Genomic DNA, 21279 nt, shown 5'->3' with positions numbered 1-21279 from the left:
GCACTGGTGCCGGCGTTCATAGATTCTGAGCCGGGGCTTGGGGCCTCACACGAAGTCGACGATCTGGCGGCGCGTTGCCTTGAAGACCCACAGCCCCAGGGCCAGGAGGAGCAGGGTGCAGCCAACCCAATAGGCCAGGCCCGTCCAGGAGAGCGAAGGCTGCCCCAGCAGCGCCCAGCGGTAGGCTTCCACCATGTGGGTGAGCGGATTGAGCGAAAGCAGCCGTCCCAGTTCCGAGGGAGTGAATGAGCGCTGGTAGACGATGGGAGTGGTCCAGAAAACCACCGTCAAGAGCAGGTTGAGCGCCTGAGCCGTGTCGCGCATGAAGACATGAAAGGAAGCCACGGCCAGGCACCCTGCGAAGGCCATGATCATCTGCACCGCCAGCAGCAGCGGCAAAAGCAGCAGGTTGAGAGGGCTGAGCCGTCCCAAAACCCCCAGCACGATAATGAACAAGCCCAGTCCGATCAACTGGTGCGCCGTGCTGGTGAGGACCACCTGGAGCGGCAGCAGGGGCATGGGGAAGCGCACCTTCTTAAGCAGGTTGGCGTTTTCCACGTAGGTGACGGCTCCTCGGGCCAGAGCCTCCTGGAAGGCGATCCAGGGCATGAGTCCCGAAAAAATGACGGCGCCCAAGAGCCAGGGGTTGGCGTTCTCAGGGCTGGCCTTGCGGGTGAAGATATAGGCCACGAAGGTGTAAACGGCCAACTGAACGAGCGGATGAACGATCGACCACAGCATCCCGAAATAAGAGCCGATATAGCGGCTGCGGATGTCGCGCCATACCAACTCGCGAATCAAGTACTCGTTGCCCAGTCGCAATCGTACCCAGCCCTTTCCGGTCCTGTTAGGATAGAGGCCGTTACACTTGTGGCGGCATCATCTTGTCGGGCGACAGTTTGCCGCTAAAGAGAGAGAACTGCAACCGTGAAGGCCAAGGCTCGTTACCACAAGTCCGCTCAAGACCGGCAGGGAAGGGGTGCTGACGGTTATTTGCGCCTGTTGGCGGCAGTCTTCTTTCTGCTCCTTCCATTCGTCTTCTCCTTGCAGGGTCTCGACAAGTTCCGTCTCCCCAAGGAACTCTTCCTGTCGGCGGGAGCGGTGGTGTTGATCGCCGCCTTTCTGCTGACCCGCAGGGTGAGTCTTGCAGGACGTCCCGCAAGATGGGAAACGCTGCTTCTCGCAGGGCTTCTCTACGCCGGGCTGCAGAGCCTGTGGGCGGCGCGTCACCTGCAGATGACGCTGCGGGCCTTCGCCGTCCTGCTGCTTCTCTCGCTGTTGCTTCTGGTGCTGCGCGAGATCTGGAGCCAGGAGTTTCTGCGCCGCCTCTGGTTCGTCCTGGGAGCCGTCGCCGCCCTCCACTCGGTCATGACGCTGTTTCAGTACTACGGCTTCTTTTCCGCCATGGTCGACCAGCAGGGCAGGACCATCGAGGGACGCGCCATTCCCGCCGGGCTGGTCGGCGAGGTGCAGAGCGGCGCCTTCTTTTTCGCATTTTGCCTGCTGCTCAATCTCTACTGGCTTTTTAGAGCCCCCTCGCGCTCCCTGCGCTTGGCGGCGGCGGCCGTGGTGCTGCTGAACCTGATTGGTTTGCTCTACACCCGCACCCTGACCACCCTGGCCGCCCTGGCTCTGAGCCTTCTCTTCTGGGCCGCCTACCATCACTGGCAGCACTTCCGGCGGGGCCTCGGCGTCACCCGGGCCATGGCTCTGCTTTGGGCCGGAATGGCTGCCGCACTGCTGTTGGGAGGCGTAGCTGCCCATCAGGCGGGCGTCATCGACCGCATTCAGACCGTGGCCCAGCAAATGCGGGAAGGCGACTGGAGCGTAGCCACCGCCGGGCGGCAGCCCGTATATGCGCTCACCTGGAGCATGGTGCTGGAAAACCCGCTTCTGGGTACCGGCTTGGACAGTTTCGGGGTCGACTTCTTTCATTACCGGGCAGAGACCGAAACAGGCCGCCAGAAACAGCTCCTGGAGCAGCCCGGAGCTTTCCGCGAAGTCCACAACGAGTACCTGCAGGTTTGGTTGGAGTTGGGATTGCCGGGCTTGGTGGCTTTCCTGGCGCTGCTTTTCTGGCCCCTGGTCCCGTGCCTCAAGAAAGCTTTTGACCTGGAGGGAGGGCACGATCCCTACTGGTGGGCGCTCTACGCGGCGGGAGTGCTCTTCGTGGCGGTGGAGTGCCTGGCCTTCTTTCCCTTTCAGGCTCCCCTGCCGGCGGCCCTGATCATTCTTCTTTACAGCGGCATGCGGGCGGGCCAGGCAAAGGCCTTCACCCAAGCGGATGCGGCGTTTCTCTCGACTCGCGCCGGTCGCCTTAAGGCCTTCCTGCTGATCGTACTGGCGCTGCTGCTGATATACCCTCGAGTACAGGCCTGGAGGGCCAATGTCTTTATGGGAAAGGGCGAGCGGTTTCTGCAATCCGCCTACTCGCAGCAAGGCAGCGCCAGCCGACGTGCCATCGCGGCCCGCCGGGCGCTGGACAACCTCGAGACGGCGGTCAATCTGTGCTCGACCTGCTACCGCGCCTACGACCTGAGGGGATCGGCCCTGCTCCTGCTGGGCCGTCCCGACAAAGCCGTGGAGAGTTACCGTAGAGCAGCGCGCTACATCCCGTCCTCTGAGGTCTTCACCAATCTGGGAGTGGCTTACATGGCCTTGGGCCGTGCGCGGGAAGCCCGCGAGTCCCTGCAGACGGCGCTCCATTACCGTCCCGGCTATGCTCAAGCGCGCCAGGCGCTGGCTCAGCTTGATCAGCGGTCGCGCTGAGTCGCCCATGCGAATCGGAATCGACTACCGCCCTTGCCTCAAACCCGGATCCCGCCGCCGCGGCATCGGACGTTTCACCAGTCAACTGGTCAGCCACCTGCTGGCTGCTGACAAGGACAATTCCTACACTCTCTACTCCATTCGCGGCCAGCGTCCGCAAGAAACCCCGCACCAGGCCGCCTTTGTCGATTTGCCCTACCTGGCCAGGCCCAGCCGGCTTAATTGGCTGCTGGACCGCTTCACCTTGCCGCGTCGCCTGCGCCGCGACCGCCTCCAGCTCTTTCACGCCACCGAACACACTTCGGCCCCGGTCAGCAGGGAAACTGCGGTCTGGGCTTATGTCCACGACCTGATTCCCTATCTGTTTTGGGAGCAGACCCGCCGCCACCTGCCCGCCGACTTCCGCTATGCTCTCTCTTCGGCGGTGGAGCGGGTGCGCCAGGCTGCCATGGTGGTGACCGTATCCCGGCATTCGCGCCGAGACCTGTGCCGCCATTGGGGGCTGGAAGAAGACAAAGTCAAGGTGCTCTACCAGGATTGCCATCCGGCCCTGGGTCCGGTCGAGGAGGCCCGAGCCAAAGCCCGTCTCCAGGAGAAGTACGGCATCAGCGGACACTTTCTCTTCTACCTGGGCGGCACCGATTTCCGCAAGAACCTGCCCGCCCTGGTCGAGGCTTTCGCACAATTGGCCGGGCGCGGCTATCGGGGCTCGCTGGTGATGGCGGGCGAGAGCTTCGCCTGGGACATTCCCGAGGTGCAGGAGGTGCGCGCGCGCGTTGTTCGCCACGGACTGGAATCGAGAGTGCTCTTTCCCGGCTATGTGCCGGACGCCGATTTGGGACATTTTTATTCCGCCTGCCAGGCCTTCGTCTTTCCTTCTCTCTACGAGGGCTTCGGAATTCCGCTGCTGGAAGCCATGCGCTGCGGAGCGCCCGCTGTGGCGGCCCAGGCGGCCTCTCTGCCTGAAGTGGGAGGAGAGGCCGCCCGCTATTTCGATCCCGCTGACAGCCGGTCCATTGCCGATGCGCTGTGGGAAGTGCTGGAGGATCCCGTTCTGCGCGTCCGCATGGGTCAGCAGGGATTGGAGCGCTCGCGCCAGTTCAGTTGGGCCCGCTCGGCTGAGCGACTGTGCCGCTGGCAGAAGGAGGCTCTGCGATGAGCCGGCGGCCTCCAGACCTTGAAGGCGTGCGGGTGGGCATCGACGCCCGTTCGCTGCGCATCGGTCCCGCCGGAATCGCCACTTACGTGCGCAACCTGATGGCCCGCATCCCTTGGCTAGAGCCTCTCGAGGATCCGCGCCCCTCCAACAACCTGCTGTGGAACCACAGCCGTCCTCTGTGGGCCCAATGGAGGCGCAAATGGCATATCTACCATGCTCCCACCTACACGCTTCCCCTGCTCAATTTCTGCAAAGTCGTGTTGATGGTGGCCGACATTTCCTACCTGGTTCGCGACGAGTGGTATCCCTACGCCAACGATCCGCTGCGGCGCCGCTATTATCGGGCCTCCCTCTTCCGCGCCCATCGCATCCTGGTGCCCTCTGACTTCACGGCCGGCGAGTTGGTGAGGCTCTTTCCCGCCTTGAAAGAGCGCATCCGGCGCGTCTACCTGGGCGTTTCGCCCGATTTCCGCCCTCGCCCCCGCCTGGGCGAGCAGGTGCGCAAGCGGCTCGATCTGCCCCGGCGTTTCGTGCTCCACGTGGGAGACATTCATCCCCGGCGCAATCTTGACGCCCTGGCCGAGGCTTGCCGCAGCCTGCAACTGCCCTTGGTGCTGGTGGGCAAGGTCCTGCGCGGAGGAGAGGGTCTGGTGGGCCACTCGCGCCATCTGAGCGATCTTTCCCTGCAAGACCTGGTGGGTGTCTACAATGCCGCCTCGGCTATGGGCTACCCTTCCAGCTACGAGGGATTCGGCTTTCCCATGGTCGAGGCCATGGCCTGCGGACTGCCGGTGGTGGCCTCCAACCGCTCCTGTCTTCCCGAGGTGGCGGGGGAGGGCGCTCTCCTCGTCGATCCCGTTCCCCGCGACTTGGCCCAGGCTCTGGGACAGGTGCTGGACGAGCCTTCGAAATGGATGGAGAGGGGCCGCCGCAACGCGGCCCGCTTCACCTGGGACAATACCGCCCGCCAGACGCTGCAGGTCTACCGGGAACTCATCGGAAGTTCGAGGCCCGATTTGCGAGGTGCGAAGTAGGGTCAATACTTGGAGCCCCCGCCGTGGCGGCCCAGCAGGCGGACCCGCAGGCGCTGCAACCGGTAGAGCAACCCCACGCCCCCTCGAATCAGAAGGTTGGTGAGCCAGGAAGACGAAGAGGCGAAGTGCTTGTCGTGAAAAAGCCGCATTGAGCGGTAGAAGTGATAAAGGCTGAGGTCGGGGTTGCGGGAGGCGCTTTTCTGCTTGTGATGAATGGCCACGGCCTGAGGAATGTAGTGGACCTGCCAGCCCGCCTGGGCGGCCCGGTAGCAGAAATCGAGGTCCTCGCCGTAGAGGAAGAAATCCTCGTCCATGGGCCCGGCCTCACGGTAGAGGCGGCGGCGGAAGGCCAGGAACGATCCCGAGACGGCTTCCACCCGGGCCGGTTGCTTCTCGTCCAGGTAGGTCAGGTTGTAGGCCCCGAAGAGGCGGCTCTTGGGAAAGAGGCGGCTGAGCCCCAGAACACGGAAGAGGGCCACCCGCGGACGCGGGATGGAGCGGCGGCAGGCCAGTTGCAGGGTTCCATCGGGATTGAGCACCCGCCCCCCCACGATTCCAGCCTCGGGATGGGATTGCAGGAAGTCGCAGAGATGGCGCAGGGCGTCCTGCTCCACCTCGCAGTCGGGATTGAGGAAGAGGCAAAAGCGCGATTGGCAAACCTCGACCCCCTGGTTGCAGGCGGCCGAGAATCCGCGGTTGTCGGCATTGAGAAGAAACCGCACCCGGGGGTGTTCTTTCCGCAGTTGGCTGAAGTCCTGGTCGCGGGAGGCGTTGTCGACCACGACGGTCTGAAACGAAGGCTCGCCCCCTTGGCGGCGCAGGGAATCCAGGCAGCGGCGCAGGTAGTCGGTGGAATTGTGGTTGACGATGATGACGGCCAGTCGCTTCACGGGTTCACCTGCCGGGCTTGAGGCGTCCCTTGAGCCAGTTGCGGGTCAGTTGTCGGCGCAATTCGCCTACAGGCAAGGTGCGAGCCGACTGGATCTTGCGGCGCTTCTTCCACACTGTCGGGAGACTTCTCAGCGCCGCCCACTTGGCCCGCAACACCTCCGGTCCGCGCCCCTTCAGCACAAAGTAGGCTGCCGCCATAGCCTCGAAGAGCAGCCGTTCGGGCAGGTAGAGCAGCAACAAAGGCCAGGGCATGTTCTTCCAGAAGAGAAAAGAGGAATTGCGCCGTCCGAAGAAGACGTAGTTGCGGCTCAGGGAACCGATGCTGGCGTTGACGTGGTGACGCACCTCGGCTCCGGCCACGTAGTAGCAGCGGTGGCCCGCCAGGCGGGCTCTAAAACCCAGGTCGGCATCTTCGTAGATGAGGAAGAAGTCTTCATCGAAGCCGCCTAATTTCTTCAGCAGGGAGCGGCGGTAGAGGGCTGCCGCGGCGCAGGGACTGAAGACCTCTCGGGAGCGCAGGTAGTCGGCCGCGGGGAGTCCATGGCCGTGTTTGAAGGCCGCTCCCACCACCGCCATTCCGTCGCCCGCGCTGTCGATCTGTCGGGGATCGTCGGCCACAACGATACGCGAAGCCCACATGTCCCAAGGTGGACGCACCTCCTGCAGCAGACTCTGCAGCCAGTCTCGGGCCAGCACCAGGTCGTTGTTGAGTATGGCCGCCAATTCCCCTGAAGAGGCCGCCACACCCCGGTTGCAGGCGGCTGGGAAACCCAGGTTCTCCTTTAATTGCACCAGTTGAACCTGGGGCCAGCGGCGGCGCACGTGGTCGGCGCTGCCGTCGCTGGAGGCGTTGTCCACCACCACCACTTGCTGGGCTGGACGCGACTGATCCATGATCGACTGCAGGCACTCGTCGATCCAGCGCATGCCGTCGTAATTAATCACAATGAGGCTCACCGAGGGCGACACGGGGCTGTATTATAATTCTTCCTCAGACATCAGCATGCGAAACAGCGAAACGATTTCGGTAGACCGCGTGGCTACGGCGGGGCGGGGAATGGCGCGTTTCATCCTTTCCCACCCCATCGTCATCGTGGCCGTCGACTGCGCCGTCGGAATACTGGCCTATCTGTTGGCCTGGTGGCTGTCGCTCAACGTCTCCATTCCCTTCACCCGCGACATCATCCCCGAAACCCGCTTCGAAGCGGTGCGCCATCCCTGGGTGATTCTGTTCTTGTCGCAGATTTTCCTGCTCTATATATTCGGCCTCTACGACGAGATGCGGCGCACCCGCTTGCGCGAAATCGTGGCCTACTGCGCCACCGTCTGTCTGGTTCAGTTTGCCGCCGTGACCTCGTTGATCTTCCTGACCAACAGCCCCTTTCCCCGAAAAGTGCTGCTCCTGTTCGGGTGCTTCAACCTGGTTTTCCTGTCTCTGTGGAGGGTTTACGTCAAGAGTCAAGTCAAGCGGCACGTCTTGAGCGTCCTGGTGGTGGCCGATCTGCCCAGTTCAGCGCGAGAGATCATTGCCGAGATCGAACGCAATCCCTGGATGGGGATGAGAATCGCCGGAATCGTCTTCAGCGCTCAGGTCGACTATGAGGACTCAAACGCAGAGGAGATCGGCGATTATCCGGTCCTGGGCGCGCTTTCAAACTTAGATGCCGTCATCACCCAGCACGCCATCGAAGAGATCATCATCGCCTCGGCACCGACCTGGAAGGACCGCGTGATGACCTCGGTGAGCCGGTTGCAGGCCGAAACCGATGTTCGAATCGCCATTCTGCCTTCGGTCTACGAGATGGTCATCGGCAAGATGCGCCACGTCAACGTCCACGACACGCCGCTTATCGACGTCCGGCGCAACCCCAACGAGCCCTTCCAGAGGTTCCTCAAGAGGACGTTCGACATCTTTGTTTCAGGATCGCTGCTGTTGCTGGCCGGGCCGGTTATGCTTTTGACGGCCGCCGCCGTCAAGGTCACATCGTCCGGCCCCGTCTTCTATGTGCAGGAGCGAGTCGGTCGAGGCGGAAGGAGCTTTCGCCTCGTCAAGTTCCGCACCATGGTCAGGGATGCCGAAGTGGCGGGCCGGGAAATGCTGGCCCAAGTCGATGATCCCCGCGTCACGCCTCTCGGACGCTGGCTGCGCCGCTTTCGCCTCGACGAGTTGCCCCAGTTCATCAACGTCCTGCGGGGTGACATGAGTTTGGTGGGTCCCCGGCCGGAGCGTCCCGGCTTTGTCTGCCAGTTTGAAGAAGAGGTTCCCGGATACGCGGAGCGCCACAAGATCAAGCCCGGCATCACCGGGCTGGCCCAGGTCCGCGGTTATTACCACACCTCGGCGGAGAGCAAGCTCAAGTACGATCTGGCCTACATCTACAACTACAGCTTTTCGCTCGACCTGCTGATCGTGCTCGAAACCGTGAAAGTGGTCTTGACCAGGCCCGGAAGTTGAGCGTCAGGCCGCATTGTCTGATATCTTGAAAGTTTCGTCATGACTGCCTGGAAAATATCGGTCATCATTCCGCTCTTCAACGAGAAGCCTTCGCTGCTCGAGCTCTACCGCGAACTGGTCCAGGAACTGCCTCACCATAGCCAGGACTTCGAGTTGCTTTTCGTGGACGACGGCAGCAGGGACGGGTCCTTCGAGGTCCTCAAGGAGCTGCAAAAGAGCGATGCCCGCGTGCGCATCATCCGCCTGCGCCGCAACTTCGGCAAGGCTGCTGCCCTCTCGGCGGGATTCAGGCGCGTCCGCGGCGACGTGGTCATCACCATCGACGCCGATTTGCAGGATCGTCCCCATGAGATCCGCAAGTTGCTGTCCAAGTTGAAGGAGGGATTCGATTTGGTCTCCGGGTGGCGTTATCGCCGCAAGGACAAGTGGAGCAAGCGGCTGGCCTCCAAGATCTACAACCTGGTCACCTCCAGGATGACCGGCCTCAACATCCACGACATCAACTGCGGATTCAAGGCCTACCGGCGCCGTGTGATCGAGGAGATCCGGGTCTATGGCGAGATGCACCGCTACATCCCCGTCCTGGCCAGCTATCGGGGATTCGCTGTGGGGGAGGTGGAGGTCGAGCACAGCAAGCGCCGCTACGGTCGAAGCAAGTACGGTATCAGCCGCATGCTGAGCGGTTTTTTCGATTTCCTGACGGTGCTCATCCTCACCCGCTATTCCAGCAAGCCGCTTCACATTTTCGGCATTCTGGGAGGTGTGCTCTCTTTTCTGGGGACGGTGATCTTGGCTTACCTGGCAGTGGGGTGGCTGCTGGGCGATTACATCGAAGGACGCCCCCTGTTCTTCATCGCCATCCTCATGTCGATTATCGGAGTGCAGTTCTTCTTTTTCGGCTTGCTGGCCGAAATGATCGCCTACAGCAGCCGCCGCGAAGACGACTACTCGATAGACGAGATCCTGGAGCCCGAGGCGTCCTCAGAGAGCCAGCCGCGCGCGCTGGGCGGACCGATAAGCCGGAAGTCATGAAGATCGCCTTGGTAGGGCCCGCGCCACCCTTGCGCGGCGGCATTTCTCAATACAACAGCCTCTTGCACGGCGCCTTCTCGCGTCAAGGACACGAGACCCTGCTGATCTCCTTCCTGCGTCAGTATCCGGACTGGCTGCTGCCCGGAGAGAAGCAGCTCGATCCCGAGGCGGAAGGGCGCAATCAGGCAGCCGAACGCCTGCTCGATTCGGTGCGTCCCCGAACCTGGAAAGCCACGGCCCGCCGCATGGCCCGCTTCGACCCCGAGGTGACCGTGCTGCAATGGTGGCACCCTTTCATGGCTCCTTGCTATTGCGGGCTCTTGAAAAGGCTGCGGCGCAACACTTCGACCCGGGTCGTGATGGTCTGCCACAACGTGCTTTCCCACGAACATGCCCGCTTCCCCGGCCGGGCATGGGCCGAGCGATTGCTGGTGCGCCGTCTCTTCAAGAAAGTGGACGCCTTCGTGACCCACGGAGAAGAGATCGTCGGCACCATCCGCAAGCTGTCCCGCGGCCAACCCGTGGGCAAGGCGTTTCTCCCCATCCAGGACTATCATTTCTCGGGTTACGATCCCGGACCTCAGCCCTCTTCGCCCGGCGATCCCCTCCGTTTGCTTTTCTTCGGCAACGTACGCCAGTACAAGGGGCTGGACACCCTGCTTGAGGCTCTGGCGCTCCTTCCCCCGCAACTCGAATGGCGTCTGACCGTAGCCGGCGAGTTCTACCTCAGCCAGGACGATTTCCGCCGCCAGGCCGAGAGCTTGGGAATCAGCCCGCGCGTCCGCTGGATTCCCCGTTACCTCTCCAGCCGGGAGGTGCCTTCGCTTTTCCGGTCCTCCGACCTGCTGGTTCTGCCCTACAAGGCCGCCAGCCAGAGCGGAATCATACCCTTGGCCTTTCTTTTCGAATTGCCTGTTTTGGCAACTCGGGTCGGCGGATTGCCGGAGGTCATCGAACACGGAGTCAACGGTTTCCTGGTGCCTCCCGACGACCCTCAGGCCCTGGCGGCGTCATTGCAGGAGTTTTTGCGCCAGGGGCCGCCTGCCGACCTCTTGCCCAACATCCGGGCCTTGCGGCGCCGGTTGAGTTGGGAGCAGGTGACTGATACAATTCTGCGAGTCTCCGGGGAAGCGGACAGGCAGGTGTAACGGCTGTTTGAAGGCATCGGCAGAGGAGCCGCGGCCAGGGTCGGAAAAGAGACAAGGGAGGTCCTCGAAACGCCTTCTTTCGGGCAGCCGGAGGTCGCTCAGACAGCATGGCCAAGAGAGAGCGCAAAGCCAGGCGCCAGCCTGTACAGTTCGATTCGCCCGCCCTCATTTGGGTCGCTTGCCTGTGCCTGTATACTTTCGCCTTTCTGCTCTTCGCCAACACCCTCAATGGCGAGTTCCTCTTCGACGACCGGCCACTCATACTGCAGAATCCCCAGGTCACTGAGCAGCTATACAGCGACATCGTTGTGCCTACCCGCGGATACCGCCCGGTGCGCACGCTCACCTACGCCATCAATTATGCGCTGGGGGGCGAAGACCCCTGGGGCTATCACCTTTTCAACGTGGCGCTGCACGCACTCAACGGCCTTCTTCTCTTCTTTCTCCTGCGCATGTGGACGGGCTCTGTCTGGCCCTCTTTTTGCGCCACGGCCCTATTTCTGGCTCATCCCGCTCAGACGGCGGCGGTGGCTTATATCTCGGGACGCAAAGACCTGCTGGCTCTCTTTTTCGTGCTGGCCGGGTTGCTGCTCTACAGCCGTTTTCGCGAGACGGGCCGGCATTGGAGGTTGGCGGCCTCACTGTTTCTATTCCTTATGGGGTTTTTCTCCAAGGAAGTCGTCATCGTTTTTCCCGCTCTGCTGATGATGGCTGATGCACTCCATCTTGAACTCCGCCGCCCTCAAGCCTCGCAGCAAGAGCCGGCCGGGCAAGGCCCCACATTCCTGCGAGCCTTTTGGCAAGCGGCCCGCCGCCATCCGCTGCTTTACAGCGCTGCAGCCCTGGCGGCCCTGGCGGGGCTCTATCACGCCACTTTCGTCATGCGGGCCAGCCGCATGGTGGGGCTGTGGGGAGGGAGCTGGGAAACGAATCTGGGGACTTCTTTCAAGCTCTTCGCCCACTACGCCAAAATGATTCTCTGGCCCTTCCCGCTCATCGCCGACTACAAGGGCGACGTCTTCCCGATCTCGGGCGGTTTCAGCGAGCCTATGACGCTGGTTGCGCTGCTGGCCGCGGCCGCTTACCTGGGACTGGCGGTGTGGGTCTACCGCAAGGCGCCCCTGATTTCGCTGGGGCTGCTGTGGTTCGCGCTGTTTCTGCTTCCGGTGCTCCACTTGATCCCCTTTCATGAGGTGGCGGCCGACCATTTTCTCTACGTTCCCCTGGCCGGAATCGCCGTGGCGGTTGCCGAACTGCTGCGCTTGCTGGCCAAGTCGGATTCTTTCCCGACCCGCGCGGCTTGGGCCGCAGTGGCGGTGCTGGTGGCGGCGAGTTCGGTTTTCGCCTACCAGCGCAATGAGACCTGGAACGACGCCACCCGCCTCTGGGAAGACACCTTGGCCAAGGCGCCCCAATCGTTTCGGGCCAACGTCAACCTGGGACGCATCTATTTCGAGTCTTCCGCTTCGGATCCGGTCAAGCGCCGCCAGGCGCTGGAGATGACTCGCAAGGCGACTCAGTTGGAGCCCGAGGAGGCCACCGCCCTGGTCAACCTGGGCAGCATGTATTTCGAGATCGGTTCCAAGTCCGCTCAAGATCCGCAGCGACAGGAAGACTGGATCACTTCAGGCCTTGACCTGCTCAAGAGAGGCTTGCAGCATGATCCTTCCAGTCCTTCGGCGTTGAGCAACATCGGCAACTGCTATAAGTCGCTTTCACTGCTGCATCGTCAACGCGGTCAAGTCGAGGAAGCGGAACGCCTTTGGAACATGGCCAAGGACTACTACGAGCGGGCCTTGCAGAGCGATGCTCGGCGTGAGACAAGGGCCGCCCATTACAATCTGGCCGTCCTCCACCAAGACGTGGGGAATCAGCAGGAAGCCATACAGCAACTGCGGCTGTTCCTCAAGGCCTGGCCCAGGCACGCCGACGGCAACGCCCGCCTGGGCACCATCCTGCTGAGCGTGGGACGCTCTCAAGAAGCAATCCCTTACCTGCAGAGGGCTGTGCGCTACAAGCCTGTGCAGGAGAACATGCTCTACCTGGCTGAGGCTCAGCAGCGAAGCGGTCGGTTGCAGGATGCCGCCGAGACTTATCTCAGCACCTTGCAGCGCTACCCTCATCTTAAAGACATTTATTTCAATCTGGCCCAGGTGCTCTATCTGCAGGGCAATATCCAGGAATCGAAACGAGCCTTCCAGATCTATCTTCGGGACGGGCAGAATCCCACCTTGCTGGAGAACGCCCGCCAGGCTCTGCAGCAACTGGAGGAGAAAGAGGTGCAGCAAGATGTACCAGGGTAGACGCATTACGGTGGTGATTCCCTGCCTCAACGAAGAGGAGGGCATCGGCATGGTGCTTTCGCGCATCCCCTCCTTTGTCGATGAAATCGTGGTTGTCGACAACGGGTCCACCGACGGCACCGCGCAGATCGCCCGATCCATGGGCGCCCGGGTCATTCGCGAGAACGTGAGAGGCTACGGCAGGGCCTACAAGACCGGGCTTCTCAATGTCGAAGGCGACATCATCGTCACTCTGGACGGCGATCACTCCTATCCCGTGGACGCTCTTTCTTACCTGCTGGAAGCCCTTCTCAAATCAAAGGTGGGCTTCATTTCGGCATCCCGCTTTCCCATCCAGAATCCGGGCGCCATGGCGCTCAAGAACAAGATCGGCAACATCGCTCTCAGCCTGGTGATGTCGGTCCTCTACCTGCGCTGGGTGCGGGACTCCCAATCAGGAATGTGGATTTTCTTCAAGGAGTCCTTGGAGCGGATGGACCTGCGCAGCGACGGCATGGCTTTTTCGGAGGAGATCAAGATCGAAGCCCTGCTCGACCGCAACATCGGCTTTAAGGAGATCCCCATCAGTTATTCCAACCGCGCCGGCGAGATCAAGCTGCGTCCCTGGCGCGACGGATGGTCGAATCTGCTCTTTCTCTTTAAAAAACGCTTTTTGCCTCGCCGCTCTCCCTCCTATGCCTTCGGAGCCAAGCGAAAGGCCCACCGGAGGACGCGGCAGTCCGTCCACCCAGAGGGTTGAACGGACCAACCCGCCCAGCGCCCTATGACCTGTCCCGTCTGCGATTATCCCAACACCCGCCCCCGCTACCGAATGCGGGACCGTTTCTTTGGCGCCGCCCAGGGCGAGTTCACCATCCACCGCTGCAGCAGTTGCGGTCTGCTCTTTCAGAAGGAAGAAGAGGTGGTGGAGCGGATCGGCGATTTCTATCCGTCCGGCTATTGGTGGAAGCCCTCGGGCAAGGTATCGGCGCTGGAGAAGGCTTACCGGGATTGGGTCTTGGCAAATGACCAGTTGGCTTTCCTGCGCTCGGTGGCGGAGGAGCCCTCCAAGGTTCGCATGCTGGACATCGGATGCGGCAACGGCACCCTGGTCGCGGCGGCCCTCGAGGCCGGATTCGACGCCTATGGGCTGGAACAGTCGCAGGAGGCCCGCCGGCTGGCGGAAGCCCAGGCTCCAGGACGCATCTTCAGCCAGGATGAAAAGGCCCTGATCGAAGCCGGCCAGTCCTTCGACCTGGTCACGCTCTTCCATACCCTGGAACATCTTCCCCAGCCCTTCAGCTACCTGCGCAACCTCAAAAAGTTGATGCGTCCGCCGGGGAAGCTGATTGTGCAGGTTCCCAACACCGGCAGCCTGCAGGCGCGCTTGATGGGCTCGCGCTGGTACGGGCTCGATTGCCCCCGTCATCTTTACAACTACAACCCCTATAATCTGATGCACCTGCTGGGACGCGCCGGCTACCGCGTCCACCGCCTGCGCCATTTTTCGCTGCGCGACAACGCGGCTGCCCTGGCCTCCAGCCTTTTCCCCTTTCTCGATCCCATGTCGCAGCGGGTCAGGAAGCTGCGCCGGGGCGGACGCGCAGACGCCTTTTCGTTAGCCTTGCGCGAAGCGCTATACTTTCCGATCCTGGTAGCGTTGCAGCCCTGGGCCTGGTTGGAGGCCAAGCTGGGACGAGGAGCGACCCTGACTGTCTACGCCACCGTCGGAGAAAAGATCTGAGACAGACCGCTCGCCGAGAAGGACCATTATGAAGATCTGCATGATCGGAACCGGCTATGTGGGATTGGTCAGCGGCACCTGTTTCGCGGAGTCGGGCAACGACGTCATTTGCGTCGACATCGACCAGGCCAAGATCGCTCAACTGCAGCAGGGCCAGGTTCCCATCTACGAGCCCGGGCTTGAGGAAATGGTGGAGCGCAACCTGGAAGAAGGACGGTTGAGCTTCACCACCGACCTGGCCGAGGGCGTGCGCGAATCCGACATCATTTTCATCGCCGTGGGTACCCCGGCCGGCGAAGACGGTTCTTCAGACCTGAGCTCCGTGCTTCAAGCCTCCCGCGACGTGGCCCGCTGCATGAACGGGCCCAAGCTGATCGTCAACAAAAGCACCGTCCCGGTGGGGACCGCCGACAAGGTCCGCCGCGAAGTGGAGGCCCTTACCGCCCATCCCTTTACGGTCATCTCCAACCCGGAGTTCCTCAAGGAAGGCGCCGCCATCGAGGACTTCATGAAGCCCGACCGGGTAGTCGTGGGAACAGAGGACGAAGAAGCAGCCGGCGTCATGCGCGAACTCTACGCACCCTTTACCCGCACGGGGGCGCCCATTCTGGTGATGGATACCCGCAGTTCGGAGATGACCAAGTACGCGGCCAACGCCATGCTGGCATGCCGCATCTCTTTCATGAACGAGATGAGCCAGTTGTGCGAACGCCTCGATGCCGACATTAATGCAGTGCGCCAGGGCATCGGCAGTGACCAGCGCATCGGACGCTCCTTCCTCTTCGCCGGACTGGGCTACGGCGGGTCCTGTTTCCCCAAAGACGTCAAGGCCCTCATGAACATGGGCTACGAGGTGGGTTTTCCCCTGCGCCTGGTGGAGGCCATCGAATCCGTCAACGAGCGCCAGAAGTCCGTGCTGGTCGAGAAGATCGACCGCTTCTATTCCTCCCAGGCTCCCCAGCGCCTGGAGCGCATCCGCCAGCGCGACGAAGAGGTGACGCCTGAACTGCTGGAGGAAATCAAGCGGGAAGGCCGCCGCAGTGTCAGTCCGGCGTCGGAAACGCCCCCCTGCGACCTCAAAGGCCGGGTCTTCGCCCTCTGGGGACTGTCCTTCAAGCCCCGCACCGACGACATGCGGGAGGCCCCCTCACTGCGCATCATCGAATGCCTGCTGAAGCGGGGTGCCTCGATCCAGGCCTATGACCCGGAGGCCATGGGAACGGCCCGCCGTATCCTCAAAGAGGAGATCAGTTTCTTCGACAACAGCTATGCGGCACTGGACGGCGCCGATGCCCTGGTGCTGGTGACCGAGTGGGATGTCTTCCGAAATCCCAATTTCGGGCGCATGAAAAAACTGCTGCGCTATCCAGTCATCTTCGACGGACGGAATCAGTATTCCCTCCACACGATGCCTCGCCACGGCTTCGTCTACTACGCCGTAGGCAGGTCGTAAAGCCCTTCTCCAAGGGTTGAAGGGGAGCCTATGCCCCAGCCCACGCCCGACATGCAGGCCCCTTCGCAGCCTCCTCTCGTCTCGGCAGTGGTCGTGAACTGCAACCGCCGCCAACTTCTCATGCACTGTCTGCACTCCTTGCTCAAGCAGGACTATCCCCGCCTGCAGATCGTGGTGGTCGACAACGGCTCCGACGACGGGAGCGTGGAGGCTGTCCACAGCCTGAACGACTCCCGCATCGAGGTGTTGCCGCAAGGCGAAAACCTGGGCTTCGCCGCTGCCAACAACCGGGCCATGGATCACCTCGCGGGACGCTATGTAGCCCTCTTGAACAACGACGCCGAGGCGCGTCCCGACTGGATTTCCCGCATGGTCGAGGCCCTCGAGTCGCAGCCCCGTGCGGGAATGGCGGCCTGCAAGATCCTCTTCCATGGTTCCACCGTTATCGACAAAGCCGGACACCTCATATTCCCCGACGGGCAAAACCGGGGACGCGGCACGGGAGAACCAGACCGGGGCCAGTACGATGAAGCCGGCCCGGCCCTCTTCCCCGACGGCTGCGCCGCCCTCTACCGCCGCCGCCTGCTGCAAGAGGCAGAGGGCTTCGACGCCGACTTCTTCGCCTACGCCGACGATGCCGATTTGGGGCTGAGGGCCCGCCTGATGGGATGGGATTGCCTCTACGTCCCGCAAGCCGTTGTCGAGCACCACCACTCCTCTACCAGCGGACGCTTCTCGCAGCGCAAGATCTACTGGGTCGAACGCAACCGCTGGTGGTTGGCGGTCAAGGTGCTGCCCTTGCCCCTCTTGCTGCTCTCGCCGCTGCTGACGGCTTACCGGTGGGCCTGGAACCTGCTGGCAGCCTTGCTGGGCCGCGGGTCGGCCGGAGCCTTTCGCGGACAGTCCTCGCTGCGGCTGCTGCTGGGCGCCGTGCTTCGTGCCGTGGCCGACGGTGCAAGGGGGACGCCGGCAATGTGGCGCAAACGCCGGCGCCTGCGTCAACAGCGCCGTCTGAGCGACCTCGAGTTCCTGCGCCTGCTGCTGCGCTGGCGCATTTCGGCACGCCGTCTGGCCTTTCAAGAACGGCAATGAAAACGCCCCCAACCATGCAGGCCCGGTTGCCGGGCGTCGGGGGGAAGCGGAACTGGCTACTAGCGGAAGGCCAATGCAGACTGCTAGAATTTCTGCATTTCTCCGGCAGCAACCTTTTTGGGGAGTTGAGGTCCAAAGGACGGGACGAAAAGCGGAAAGGTAGGCCCTGAATGAGTGAAATGTGGAGGGATTTTCTTCGAGGCTTTCGCCTCATGGCCGCCCATCCCGGCTTCTCGGGAGCGGCCATCGTGGCCTTGGCGCTCGGAATCGCGGCTTCCAGCGCCCTTTTTTCGGTCATCAACGCCGTGCTCCTGCAGCCCTTGGCCTTTGAGGATCCTGATCGGCTGGTCGTCATCTGGGAGCGCCAGCAGGAAAGGGGCCTTCCCCTCATGTATGCCTCTCCTCCCAATTTCGCCGACTGGCGAAAGGAGAGCCGTTCCTTTGAGGCCATGGGAGCCTTCGACGAGCGTGACTTCTTTGTGGGCGGAGAGGGACGGCCCCATCACGTGCGGGGGACGCGGCTCACCTTCGACGCTCTGGAGTTGCTGGGAGTGGACCCCTTGCAGGGGCGTCTCTTTTCCAGCCAGGATGACCGTCCCGGCGCCGACAAGGTGGCGCTCATCAGTCATCGGCTGTGGCGCACCCGTTTCGGCTCGCGCCCGGTGGTGGGGCAGAGGATCGACGTCAATGAAGAGCCCCATGAAATCGTGGGCGTGATGCCGGAGGGTTTCGAGTTCCCGCCTCCGCTGACGCTGGAAGGCACGGCCTCCTCGGAGAAATCGGATCTGTGGGTGCCCTTTGCCATAGACATGGCCGCGGGACAGCGCGGGGCCCACTTCATGACCGTGATCGGACGCCTCAAGCCGGGTGTAACCCTGGCTCAGGCCGATCAGGAGATGCAGTCGCTGGCGGCTTCGCTCGAGCAGCGCTACCCCGACAGCAACGAAGGCTGGGACATCGTCCTCACCCCGCTCAGTTCGCAGATGGTGGGCGCCATCCGTTCCGACCTCTACCTGCTGCTGGCGGCGGTGGGCTTCTTGCTTCTCATCGCCTGCGTCAACGTGGCCAATCTGCTGCTGGCCCGGGCCACCGCCCGACGCCGCGAATTCGCATTGCGCTCGGCTCTGGGGGCGGGCCGCGGCCGCCTGGTGGCTCAACTGCTGGGAGAAAGTCAGGCCTTGGCCTTGTCGGGAGGAGCGCTGGGGCTGCTGCTGGCCTCCCTGGCCGTGGATGCCGTCGTGGTGCTGGCGCCCGACAACGTTCCGCGGCTCGAGCAGGCCTCACTGGACTGGAAGGTGGCTCTCTTTACCTTGGGCGTGGCGCTTTTCACCGGACTGCTTTTCGGCCTGGCTCCCGCCCTGCAGACCTTCAACCCCGACCTCAGCGGACCGCTGCGTGAAGGCGACCGCGCAGGTTCGGAAGGGCGGGGAGCGCTCAATTTGCGCTCGGGCCTGGTGATGGTTGAAGTGGCCCTTTCCATCGTCCTGCTGGTGGGCGCCGGACTGCTCTTCCGCAGTTTCTTCGCGCTGCTCGACGCCGAGCGCGGATTCCAGACCGAACAGGTCCTGACCGGACGCCTCAGCCTGCCCCCCAACCGCTATCCCGAAGCGCCCCAGCGCATCACGGCCTACCGCTACCTGGAGAGCGCCCTCAATGCCTCCAGCGCTTTCCAGTCGGCGGGCTTCACTCTCGACATTCCGCTGGGAGACGACCGCCAGGGGACCAGCTTTTTGAAGGAGGGCGAGATCGAGGACCAAGTACGGGAAAACCGCCAGGTCGCGTTCAGCTTCGTGACTCCCGGCTACTTTGGCACCATGGGCATCGACCTGCTCAGCGGCCGCTCTTTCGCCCCCGGCGACGACCGCGAGTCCGCCGACGTGATCGTCATCAACCAGGAGTTGGCGGATCGCTTCTTCCCCCAACAGGACCCGCTGGACCAGCGCCTCATCGTCGGCTTCAACTCTCGCCCCAGACGCATCGTGGGAGTGGTTGAAAACGTCCGTCACGACACCTTGCGGGCCGAACCGCGTCCCATCGTCTATGTGCCCTACTACCAGCTTCCCTGGTCAGGCAATTTGTCCCTGGTGGCGCGGACCTCTCTGGCTCCCGATCAGGCCCTGGACGCCTTGCGCGAGACGGTGGACGAATATGACGCGTCCCTTCCCATCTACCGTTTGCAGAGCATGCAGTCGGTGGTCGACGCCTCGGTGGGACAGGAAAGGTTCGCCACCCTGCTCTTGGGCCTTTTCTCCGCCATGGCCCTGCTTCTGGCCTGCGTCGGAATCTACGGCGTGATCAGCTACTCCGTCAGCCGCCGCCGCAGGGAAACGGGCATCCGCATTGTCATGGGCGCCCGCCCAGCCGACATCTTCCGCTTGGTGTTGACCCAGGGACTGTCGCTGACCTTGGCCGGCGTGGGCCTGGGAGTGGTGTTGTCGTTGGCTTTGACGCGTTGGCTGTCCAGCCAGCTCTACGGCGTCGAGGCCCTCGACCTGCCGACCTATGTCGCGGTGTGTACGCTGCTTCCGGCAGTGGCGGCAGCGGCCTGTCTGCTGCCCGCCAGCCGCGCCACCCGCGTCGACCCCATCACCGCCCTGCGCGCCGAGTGAATGCTTCCTTACTCCGAAACAATCCCGGCCGGACAGGAAACCCCCGTCCCGCCCAGTCCGCAGTAGCCGCCGGGATTCTTGGAGAGGTACTGCTGATGATAGTCCTCGGCGTAATAGAACTCGGGAGCCCCTACAATCTCGGTGGTGATCTCATCGTATCCGGCCCCTGTCAAGCGCCGCTGGAAGGCCTCCTTTGAAGCCTCAGCCAGGCGGCGCTGCTCGTCGTCGAAGACGTAGATGCCGGAACGATACTGGGTCCCCACGTCATTGCCCTGGCGCATGCCCTGGGTAGGATCGTGATTCTCCCAGAAGATCTTGAGGATTTGCGGGTAGGAGATCTTGGCGGGATCGAAGACCACCAGCACCACTTCGTTGTGCCCGGTCTGCCCGCTGCACACTTCGCGGTAGGTGGGGTTGGGAGTGTATCCGGCTGCGTATCCGACGGCGGTGGTGTAGACGCCCTCGGCTTGCCAGAACTTCTTCTCCGCTCCCCAGAAGCAGCCCATGCCGAAGACCGCCTGCTGCATGCCCTCAGGAAACGGCGGCTCAAGCGGCGTCCCCAGCACGTGGTGCTTTTCGGGGACCGGCATCTTTTCGCTGCGCCCCGGCAGCGCCTTCTCCGGCGCCGGCATTTCAACCTTCTTGCTAAAGCTCCAGATTCCCATACCCCCTAAGACGCCACCCGCGCGCCGCCGGTTTCGCCGGTTCCGCCAACTGGGGTGCAGGGCGGCTGACGGTCTCCAGGGCGGGTGGGAGGCGCATCCTTGCGGCGATTGTAGAAATGCCCCATCTCAGCGCCGGATGTCCAGCCTGTACAAGACCACCCCGGCCTAGGCCCCCTCAGGGCAGTCGGTTGCAATCGTCCGCGGGGCCTTCCAGGATGCTCCCTGCTCGCTCATCGACTTGATCAGGTTCAAGAAGTTGAGCCATCCGCAGCGGTAGCCCTCCAGATCCTGATCCTCGGCGAAGCCGCTGTGGACGATGGTCAGGCGGGTGCCCCCTCCCGAGTCCTCCAACTCCCACTGCACTACGGTGTCGCCGTCGTGGTAATTCCACGAGTAGGCCAGCTTTCGTTCGGGCTCCAGATCGAGGATCTTGATGGGTCCGCCGCCCTTCCAGCCAAAGTTGTAGACGCCGCCCTTGCGGGGCTCCACCTCGGCATCGGAGGCAATGTAGCGGTTGAGCTGCCGAGGATCGATGAGCGCCTGGTAGACGGTGCTTCGGTCGGCTCCGATGTCAACCGAGTAGCTGACCTGGCCGCGGGGACGGACGGCGAAATCGCACAGCACCGGCGGGCCGCCGCTTTCGAGCAGGCGGCGCAAGTTCTCGGCGCTGAGGCTCCAGAAATCGAAGATGGAAGGATCGCCTTCACGCACCTCGGGCGAGTTCTGGTGCACCCGCATCAGCGATCCCTGCCCGGCGTCTTCAAGCTCGATGCGTACCCGCGAAAGTCCGGCGTCCAATTGCCAGTCGTATTCCAGCCGCCGGCCGGGCTGGAAAGAGACCAGCTCCTGGCGCGGTCCCGAGGGTGCGTTGGGCGTAAAGCGTCCCCAGAAGGCGTAGCGCCCCTCATCCAGATCGACCTCGGCCTGCTCGGCAAACCACGAGGTC

General features: G+C 62.8%; 17 protein-coding genes. 12 read left to right on the top strand and 5 right to left on the bottom strand.

Annotated features, from left to right (window positions below):
• Positions 1 to 45: 45 nt before the first annotated feature.
• The gene (locus VLU25_17660) at positions 46 to 822 is read right to left on the bottom strand and encodes an ABC transporter permease (GenBank protein HSR69764.1); all 777 of its coding nucleotides are present in this window, start codon (positions 820 to 822) and stop codon (positions 46 to 48) included.
• Between the two features lie 105 nt (positions 823 to 927).
• On the opposite strand from VLU25_17660, the gene VLU25_17655 reads away from it, so the two are divergent.
• From VLU25_17655 to VLU25_17645, 3 genes are read left to right on the top strand one after another with little or no spacing between them, the layout of a single operon-like run.
• Complete coding sequence (locus VLU25_17655; GenBank protein HSR69763.1) at positions 928 to 2769, top strand: O-antigen ligase family protein; 1842 nt, start codon at positions 928 to 930, stop codon at positions 2767 to 2769.
• Between the two features lie 7 nt (positions 2770 to 2776).
• Entirely contained in the window at positions 2777 to 3928 is a 1152-nt protein-coding gene (locus VLU25_17650; protein HSR69762.1) for a glycosyltransferase family 1 protein, read from the top strand.
• The gene (locus VLU25_17645; GenBank protein HSR69761.1) at positions 3925 to 4962 is read left to right on the top strand and encodes a glycosyltransferase family 1 protein; all 1038 of its coding nucleotides are present in this window, start codon (positions 3925 to 3927) and stop codon (positions 4960 to 4962) included. Before VLU25_17650 ends, VLU25_17645 begins: the two co-directional genes overlap by 4 nt.
• 2 nt (positions 4963 to 4964) lie before the next feature.
• On the opposite strand, the gene VLU25_17640 is transcribed toward VLU25_17645, so the two are convergent.
• Together VLU25_17640 and VLU25_17635 are read right to left on the bottom strand one after the other, a co-directional pair.
• The gene (locus tag VLU25_17640; protein HSR69760.1) at positions 4965 to 5852 is read right to left on the bottom strand and encodes a glycosyltransferase family 2 protein; all 888 of its coding nucleotides are present in this window, start codon (positions 5850 to 5852) and stop codon (positions 4965 to 4967) included.
• 4 nt (positions 5853 to 5856) lie between these two features.
• Positions 5857 to 6810, bottom strand: a complete 954-nt coding sequence (locus VLU25_17635; protein HSR69759.1) for a glycosyltransferase family 2 protein — start codon at positions 6808 to 6810, stop codon at positions 5857 to 5859.
• A 46-nt stretch (positions 6811 to 6856) separates the two neighbouring features.
• Between VLU25_17635 and VLU25_17630 the strand changes: the two genes are divergently transcribed.
• The 9 genes from VLU25_17630 to VLU25_17590 all read left to right on the top strand — a co-directional run bounded on the left by VLU25_17630 (position 6857) and on the right by VLU25_17590 (position 19668).
• Positions 6857 to 8308: a sugar transferase gene (locus VLU25_17630; protein HSR69758.1), complete on the top strand. Its 1452-nt coding sequence runs from the start codon at positions 6857 to 6859 to the stop codon at positions 8306 to 8308.
• Between the two features lie 39 nt (positions 8309 to 8347).
• The gene (locus VLU25_17625) at positions 8348 to 9340 is read left to right on the top strand and encodes a glycosyltransferase family 2 protein (protein HSR69757.1); all 993 of its coding nucleotides are present in this window, start codon (positions 8348 to 8350) and stop codon (positions 9338 to 9340) included.
• A complete protein-coding gene (locus VLU25_17620) occupies positions 9337 to 10488 on the top strand; it encodes a glycosyltransferase family 4 protein (protein HSR69756.1) in 1152 nt (383 codons plus the stop codon). Before VLU25_17625 ends, VLU25_17620 begins: the two co-directional genes overlap by 4 nt.
• A gap of 107 nt (positions 10489 to 10595) precedes the next feature.
• On the top strand, positions 10596 to 12791 hold the full coding sequence (locus tag VLU25_17615; GenBank protein HSR69755.1) for a tetratricopeptide repeat protein: 2196 nt from the start codon (positions 10596 to 10598) through the stop codon (positions 12789 to 12791).
• Complete coding sequence (locus tag VLU25_17610) at positions 12778 to 13530, top strand: glycosyltransferase family 2 protein (GenBank protein HSR69754.1); 753 nt, start codon at positions 12778 to 12780, stop codon at positions 13528 to 13530. The genes VLU25_17615 and VLU25_17610 overlap by 14 nt, the downstream gene beginning before the upstream one ends.
• A gap of 24 nt (positions 13531 to 13554) precedes the next feature.
• Positions 13555 to 14514, top strand: coding sequence for a class I SAM-dependent methyltransferase (locus VLU25_17605; protein ID HSR69753.1), 960 nt, complete (start codon positions 13555 to 13557; stop codon positions 14512 to 14514).
• Positions 14515 to 14542: 28 nt separating this feature from the next.
• A complete protein-coding gene (locus VLU25_17600) occupies positions 14543 to 15967 on the top strand; it encodes a UDP-glucose/GDP-mannose dehydrogenase family protein (GenBank protein ID HSR69752.1) in 1425 nt (474 codons plus the stop codon).
• A gap of 30 nt (positions 15968 to 15997) precedes the next feature.
• Entirely contained in the window at positions 15998 to 17059 is a 1062-nt protein-coding gene (locus VLU25_17595; protein ID HSR69751.1) for a glycosyltransferase family 2 protein, read from the top strand.
• Positions 17060 to 17229: 170 nt separating this feature from the next.
• Positions 17230 to 19668: an ABC transporter permease gene (locus tag VLU25_17590; protein HSR69750.1), complete on the top strand. Its 2439-nt coding sequence runs from the start codon at positions 17230 to 17232 to the stop codon at positions 19666 to 19668.
• Between the two features lie 8 nt (positions 19669 to 19676).
• Here the strand turns inward: VLU25_17590 and msrA are convergent, their stop codons facing one another.
• Positions 19677 to 20333, bottom strand: coding sequence for a peptide-methionine (S)-S-oxide reductase MsrA (msrA, locus tag VLU25_17585; GenBank protein HSR69749.1), 657 nt, complete (start codon positions 20331 to 20333; stop codon positions 19677 to 19679).
• A gap of 165 nt (positions 20334 to 20498) precedes the next feature.
• Positions 20499 to 21279 (bottom strand): SRPBCC family protein (locus VLU25_17580; protein HSR69748.1); only part of this gene is annotated, 781 nt, incomplete at its 5' end.

Source organism: Acidobacteriota bacterium, assembly GCA_035471785.1.
Taxonomy (GTDB): Bacteria; Acidobacteriota; UBA6911; order RPQK01; family DATIPO01; genus JANQFM01.
This window is presented reverse-complemented; position numbering and strand designations above follow the sequence as displayed.

What these genes read in the sequence shown, in the direction of transcription:
- VLU25_17630 (HSR69758.1), top strand. Translation starts at nt 6,857, where the DNA reads ATGCGAAACAGCGAAACGATTTCGGTAGACCGCGTGGCTACGGCGGGG.
- VLU25_17590 (HSR69750.1), top strand. Translation starts at nt 17,230, where the DNA reads ATGAGTGAAATGTGGAGGGATTTTCTTCGAGGCTTTCGCCTCATGGCC.
- VLU25_17610 (HSR69754.1), top strand. Translation starts at nt 12,778, where the DNA reads ATGTACCAGGGTAGACGCATTACGGTGGTGATTCCCTGCCTCAACGAA.
- msrA (HSR69749.1), bottom strand. Translation starts at nt 20,333, where the DNA reads ATGGGAATCTGGAGCTTTAGCAAGAAGGTTGAAATGCCGGCGCCGGAG.
- VLU25_17595 (HSR69751.1), top strand. Translation starts at nt 15,998, where the DNA reads ATGCCCCAGCCCACGCCCGACATGCAGGCCCCTTCGCAGCCTCCTCTC.
- VLU25_17650 (HSR69762.1), top strand. Translation starts at nt 2,777, where the DNA reads ATGCGAATCGGAATCGACTACCGCCCTTGCCTCAAACCCGGATCCCGC.
- VLU25_17605 (HSR69753.1), top strand. Translation starts at nt 13,555, where the DNA reads ATGACCTGTCCCGTCTGCGATTATCCCAACACCCGCCCCCGCTACCGA.
- VLU25_17645 (HSR69761.1), top strand. Translation starts at nt 3,925, where the DNA reads ATGAGCCGGCGGCCTCCAGACCTTGAAGGCGTGCGGGTGGGCATCGAC.
- VLU25_17625 (HSR69757.1), top strand. Translation starts at nt 8,348, where the DNA reads ATGACTGCCTGGAAAATATCGGTCATCATTCCGCTCTTCAACGAGAAG.
- VLU25_17615 (HSR69755.1), top strand. Translation starts at nt 10,596, where the DNA reads ATGGCCAAGAGAGAGCGCAAAGCCAGGCGCCAGCCTGTACAGTTCGAT.
- VLU25_17600 (HSR69752.1), top strand. Translation starts at nt 14,543, where the DNA reads ATGAAGATCTGCATGATCGGAACCGGCTATGTGGGATTGGTCAGCGGC.
- VLU25_17620 (HSR69756.1), top strand. Translation starts at nt 9,337, where the DNA reads ATGAAGATCGCCTTGGTAGGGCCCGCGCCACCCTTGCGCGGCGGCATT.